The following is a 6,498-nucleotide window of genomic DNA, read 5'->3' as shown; positions in this document are numbered from 1 at the left end:
TTGTGTTAGCTTTACTATGTGCTTTTTTGGCATACTCTTCTGATCTGCGATCGCTCGACTCTCTGTTTCCATTCTAACCCAGCAAAATTAATGCGATAGACCACTAGTGGTATTTGGCAGACAGTTTGGATTGAGCGAGTGGGTAAGACTTATCTTGGTCATCTGTGCTGGAATTCTGACTTTGAGCGCTGGGAGGTTGGTTTTGAAGCGGGGTTAGCGGGTGATGTACCTATTTCTGGCGTACAAATCAAGATGAAATTGAGCGTTGGCAATAAAGTGTTGGCAAATGATACCTACGAAGTATTGAATGGAGAAATTAATCGCCGCATCGCCCTTGCCGATCCTGGGATTGACGACTTTCGTAATGAATTATTGTGGAGTCCAGAAAAGCCAACACTAATTGACGCAGAAATTCAACTGTGGAGCAACGATCGCCTACTAGATGAAGTAAAATCTTATACTGCAATCCGAATGGTGAGCGTACAGCGCGATCGCTTTATGCTCAATGGTCGCCCTTACTATTTACGTTTGGTTCTCGATCAAGGCTACTGGCCAGATACACTCATGACTCCACCCAGCGATGAGGCGTTGCGACGTGATGTAGAACTGATCAAAGCAATGGGTTTCAACGGAGTACGCAAACACCAAAAAATTGAAGACCCCCGCTTTTTGTATTGGGCAGATGTTTTAGGGTTATTGGTATGGGAAGAAATGCCTAGCGCCTATCGCTTTACTCGCAAAGCAGTAGAACGCATGACGCGGGAGTGGAATGAAGTCATCAAGCGAGATTCTAGCCATCCATGTATTGTTGCTTGGGTGCCTTTTAATGAATCTTGGGGAGTGCCAAATTTAGTCGAAACAGCAGCTCACCGCAACTATGTTTTAGCAATGTATCACTTAACGAAAACCCTCGATCCAACTCGTCCAGTAATTGGTAACGATGGCTGGGAAAGTACGGATACTGACATTCTGGCAATTCATGACACCAAACCGCAGCAATTAGTTCGTCGTTATGGGCCAGAGGTGAAGCTGTCGGATATGCTCAATCATAAGCGCCCCGGAGGACGTATTCTTACACTCGACAACTATCCGCATCAAGGGCAACCAGTGATGCTATCAGAGTTTGGTGGTATCGCTTATGCCCCTGATGACAAGCCAGATGCAGCTCAAGCTTGGGGATATGAACGCTGCTGGAGTGTCTCAGAGTTAGAAATGAAATACACTGCCCTACTGGAAACCGTCAATAATATTGAACTGTTCAGTGGATTTTGTTACACACAATTTACTGATACTTTCCAAGAAGCTAATGGTTTATTGTACAGCGATCGCACGCCAAAATTTCCCCTTGAGGCAATCCGGGCTGCAACCCTTTCAGGTGAAGGATTTTGCACTCCCAGTAGGTGTTAAAGTTGGGGATGCTGCAACAGACAAATACTATAGTTTCTGCTGCGGGTTGCAGCCAAAGATCCAGGCGTTGCCATCGGCAGCATTAGGGACTTGAGCAGTATTAATTGTTGAAATTTTTTTCCTGACATTAGTCCTAAATGACTCTGCTTTGGTTTCCTGTTAGCGAGTAGATTTCCTTAGCGATCGCGCCACCCCAACTCAAAGATATTGCCATCAAAATATAAATATATTGCACACAATTATAAAATTGTATATTAGAGGATGTTTGAAAAGTCCTTAGTGATGTAGCAAATACTTTTAGATCCCCCTAAATCCCCCTTAAAAAGGGGGACTTTGATTCTATTTCCCCCCCTTAAAAAGTGGGGATAGGGGGGATCAATAAGTGCCTAAAGTCACAGCCAACAACTTTTAAAACAAACTATTAGGGTTTAAATTTTAAGCAAGCTAATGAAAAAAATAATTTCAATCTTTAGTGAAGAACGTAACCAACTTCAGACAGAGATTAATAGTTTAACGAGTATTGAGGAGGTAGTTAAATTAATTCAAAACCGACTTGATAATATAGAAAGAATTTATGTAAGCGAACTGAATATAATTCAAGTACGTTTAGCAGGATTTTTCTTAGATGTGCTGCGTCAGTCTATTCCCAATCTTGCAGCAGTTGAAATTGCTCAGATTGTTTCACCAAAACATAAACAAATTACTAATCTCGCCTTGCCGTCTTCCTCCAATCGGTTAATTTTAAAGGTGCTAAAGGTACTACTTTATGTAGGTATTTTAGGTTGGTTATTTTATTTAACAAAAGCTACCCCAGGTGCATGGATGGGGATTTTACTCGCTTCTATACTGCTAGGATTAGAAGTATTGGTGCAACTTGATAGAAATGATTCCAGCTTACAACAGATAATGGAAGTAGCTCAACCTGTCCTGAAAATTGATAGCCAAATTCTTTTAGATAACCTAGCTGATGCGCTTAACACTATCGACTTAGTAGTTGCTTTATTTGCCGAATCGCACAAAGACGAAGATGAGCGCAACATGGAAGAATTGCCAGAACTATTGAATTTTCTACAAAGGCTCATGGGTGCATCATTTTTGAATAAACCCCAGATGACGATGGAACTCACCAAACTTTTGCCACAAATTTTAATGTCTCAGGGGATTCGCGCTCAAATTTATCAAGCAAAAGAACCTCATAGCGATCGCACTTACTTTGACTTTGAGCCAAGTATCGACCCTGATACTAAAGATTATGTCACGATTACACCCGCGTTGTTGAAAGGCGATCGCTTGCTCAGACGCGGTAGGGTAATTGAGCCAGCATACTCGCAAGCCGTAGAATCATAGACAATATTATTGTATGGAAATTTTAGAAACAGTCGGTTTTGATTTGGGACACGGTGAAACAGCAGTAGCTAAAGCGATTGTAGAGAGCATCGAACCGCCCCAAATGTTGGAGATTAATAATAAAAAGAACCAAATCACTGCCCTTGCTTGGCATCCAAAACTGGGTTATCTAGTTGGCGAACAAGCCTTAATTCAAGCTGGCGTTACTCAGTTGGCAATCACTTTCAAGCAAAAACCCAATAACGATCCCAAATATCGCAAGACGATTAGTACTTTTGTTGCCACATACTACCGCCTACTAAAAGAAAGTAAACAAATTGAATTTCAGGACAATACTTACTTTTACGTTGGTTGCCCTTCAGGATGGACAATTAAAGAACGTTCAGAATATCAAAAATTGCTGCAAGAAGCTGGCATTCATTTACTAAATGTTGTCCCCGAATCACGGGCAGCTTTTATGCAGGCCAAAGAAGCCGGCAAACTGGAATATGAAAAACTCCTATCGTCGGTGCTGATTATTGATATTGGTTCCTCAACTACAGATTTTACCTTAGTTAAAAACTTACAAGAAATCCCCTTAGATTTTGGCAATAATACTTTAGGTGCATCTTTAATTGATAAAGCTATTTTTGCTAACACTCTCGCCAAACACGAACACAAGTCATTACTCGAAAAAGTATTTAAGGAATATCCACATCATCAAGCGCGTTGTGAATTAGCCTGTCGCAAAGCCAAGGAAGATTACTTTTCTAATGAACAGCTTTACAGCGATGCTCAATCTTTTGCCCGTGGCTTTGAATCTATCAACGAACAAATTTATTTTATCCCCCAAGTCAACAAATTGATAATTGAGGAAATATTGAACCAACCTTTAGCCGAACTAGAGCAAAAAAGTTGGCTGCAATCATTTCACGAAGCTTTAACCGAAGCACAACAACAACTAGACCAACAAGGCATTGTGCCGAAACTAGTACTAATGACTGGTGGTGCATCTCGGATGAAATTTACCCACCAGCTTTGTCAGCAATTCTTCCCTGAACCAGAAACCCAACTGCGTCCAGACTCGGAGCCTGAAAGGTGTATTGCACTTGGTTTAGCGCGTGTGGGACGCTGGGATTTACGCGCTAATGCCTTTAAGCAGGAAGTAAATAAATTACTGGAATCAAACAAGCTCAAAGAATTGATTGGTAAGCATACTCCAGAGTTAATAGAATCATTAGCCAAGCCATTAGCTGAGGGGTTAATTGAGAACGCAGTTAGATTGGGGGTAAAAGATTGGCAAAAAAATCAAATTCGCACTTTAGCTGATTTGGAAATCTCAATGAAGCAGCGAGCACAAAAGTGGCTGCAAGGCGATATCGCTCAACAGATAGTTAACAACCAATGTATCATCTGGTTTAATCAGAAAATTCAACCAGATTTAGCCGCAGAAACTGACCCAATATGCCGAAAGTTCCAGATACCCAGAAGTAGTTTGAGGTTTGAAGATAGTATTGAGCCTGCTTTAGTCAACCCAGAGTTACCCATTGGGGATGCTATTCTGGGTGACACAGTAGCATTCATTGTCAATGTATTAATTGGTGGGGGTACTCTTGCCAGTATAATCACTCTGATATTGACCGGACATTTAACATGGCCTATTGCATTAGTTTATGGCGCTTCGGTAATAGCTGCTGGTATGGAGCTAAATCGAGAAAGTGTGAAAGAGGTAATTAAAGTAAATGTCAATGTTCCTAGTTGGATTCGCTCTAGCTTTTTGAATGACAGGAAAATTGACGATATATGCAACCAAGTAAAGCCTGAGTTAGATAAAGTTATTCAAGAACAACTGACAGCAAATCAAGACGCCTTTGACAAACTAATTAATAAAGTTGAGCAAGGGCTACAAAAAGCTCTATCTACTAAGGTTCAAGAGGCAATAATTTTGATTCAATAATGCTTGTGTAAACACTCCATTACCCGGATTTCTCGCCACATCTCTCAAAACGTTGAGCAGGGGAGCATACTTCGACTGCGCTCAGTAACTGGGGGAGCAGGGGAGAGTTCAATGTGCCTTGTTCTTTTCCCTGTGTCCCTCCGCCCCTAGCTTGTAGATGAACTGAATTTTTTAACTCCTAACCAATGCCCAATGACGCCGCTTGCTACCCTGCGGAGTTCGGTGTTATACCATTTCACTAAAATCCTGATACAAATTCTTTCCCCTCTGCTCCCCTGCTTGCCTAAATGTATCAAATTTAAAGTGAAACGGTATTAGCGGTACAAGTCGGCACCGCCCAACGCAGTGGCTCCCCCATACCCCATATCCTTTAAACTTTAGGCGAACTTAGGGCAGTGAGTAGCAACAGTGACCACGGTATTTTAATATCGGGTATGAGCGATGAATATTTTTTCAGTACGGGCAATCCAGCCGGCAGCACAAAACGTAGAGAGCGTAACGACGAAGGCCGATCGCCATTTTCATCTACAATTCCATATTGGTTAGCGAGTTCGGCAACGATTTGCAAGCGTCCTGTACGGCGCATAATATTTGGATCGGCGGCAAGTTTCGCGATCGCTCGTCCGGTAAATAACGGAGTTTCCCAGTTATAACGGTCACTGAAAACTGAGCTTCTCTGGTCAGTAGCATTTGTTTGGGTGACTTCAGATACCATCTGGGAAATATGCTCAGTACCAACAATACCCGGCCAAATTGAAACCGAAGCCACGTTATAGGGTTTTAGCTCTACAGCCAAATCAGCGGCGAGGCGATCGCAGGCTGTTTTACCAACACCGTATGCTACGTTAAACAGATAGGACATACTGCCCCAGGAAGAAATCGTGCAAATTAGTCCAGACTTGCGCTTTGTCATCATCCGGGCAGCAAATATACTTGCAACATAGTGGCTACGAAGACCAACATTGTTGCAAGCATCCCAAACACTTGGTTCACAATCCCAAAAAGGCCGCCCATAAGCGTCTCTTATCGCCCTGACTCCTGAGTAAACATTATTTACCAGCAAATCGAGTTGTCCGTTTTGCTCATCTTGGATGCTCTCAAAAAGCAAACGCACCTGCTCATCATTGCTGTGGTCTACTTGGACGGGAATGCATACACCACCGACTTGTTGAACGGCTGATTGCGTTTCAGTTAGAGTTCCCGAAATATCATCATTAGTATAGGAACTGTTCAAACTGCGACCAGTAATGTAAACAGTTGCACCTGCTTCACCAAGGCCAATGGCAATTCCCCGACCGATTCCCCGCGTCGCTCCTGTGACTAATGCCACTTTACCTTCAAGCTGTTTCATAATTGCTGATGAAATATTGCTAATTCCAATATTCTTTAAGATTTTTGTGCTAGAAAAAAAATCAGCCGAGGATTTCAATTTTATAACCCAATACGCTTGGGTTATAACTAGGATTTACGCATTGACAGAAAATACTAAATATGGATGATTGAAAAACCACATCTGTCGTAGGGGCACAGCAGTGCTCATTGGTGTCAACTTAAGCTCAAAGCTTATCAGACAGGGGTTTTGCCCATCTCTCACGCCCTCATCCCCTAACCTCTTCTCCCACAGGAGAAGGGGAATTAAATCTCTGGCTCCCCTCTCCCTAAGCTACGGTGTACACATAAGTTTTTTAACCTGCAACTTTATTGCATCGCCTTGCACCTTTGTTGCATCGCCTTGCACCTTTGTTGCATCGCCTTGCACCTTTGTTGCATCGCCTTGCACCTTTGTTGCATCGCCTTGCACCTTTGTT

The 6,498-nt window shown here is 42.4% G+C and carries 3 protein-coding genes and 1 pseudogene; 3 read left to right on the top strand and 1 reads right to left on the bottom strand.

The window, feature by feature from the left end:
- Positions 1 to 102: 102 nt before the first annotated feature.
- From H6H03_RS38860 to H6H03_RS38850, 3 genes and pseudogenes are all read left to right on the top strand, one after another.
- A pseudogene (locus tag H6H03_RS38860) lies at positions 103 to 1,407 on the top strand (glycoside hydrolase family 2 protein); the annotation flags it as partial.
- Positions 1,408 to 1,854: 447 nt separating this feature from the next.
- Entirely contained in the window at positions 1,855 to 2,754 is a 900-nt protein-coding gene (locus H6H03_RS38855; protein WP_190960309.1) for a hypothetical protein, read from the top strand.
- 13 nt (positions 2,755 to 2,767) lie between these two features.
- Complete coding sequence (locus H6H03_RS38850; protein ID WP_190960308.1) at positions 2,768 to 4,690, top strand: Hsp70 family protein; 1,923 nt, start codon at positions 2,768 to 2,770, stop codon at positions 4,688 to 4,690.
- A 370-nt stretch (positions 4,691 to 5,060) separates the two neighbouring features.
- Here H6H03_RS38850 and H6H03_RS38845 read toward each other — a convergent pair whose 3' ends face one another.
- A complete protein-coding gene (locus tag H6H03_RS38845) occupies positions 5,061 to 6,041 on the bottom strand; it encodes an SDR family NAD(P)-dependent oxidoreductase (protein WP_190960307.1) in 981 nt (326 codons plus the stop codon).
- Positions 6,042 to 6,498 lie beyond the last annotated feature (457 nt).

This window comes from Nostoc paludosum FACHB-159 (assembly GCF_014698835.1).
GTDB lineage: Bacteria > Cyanobacteriota > Cyanobacteriia > Cyanobacteriales > Nostocaceae > Nostoc > Nostoc paludosum.
Note: the sequence above shows the minus strand (reverse complement) of the source record. Positions and strands in the feature narration are given on the sequence as shown.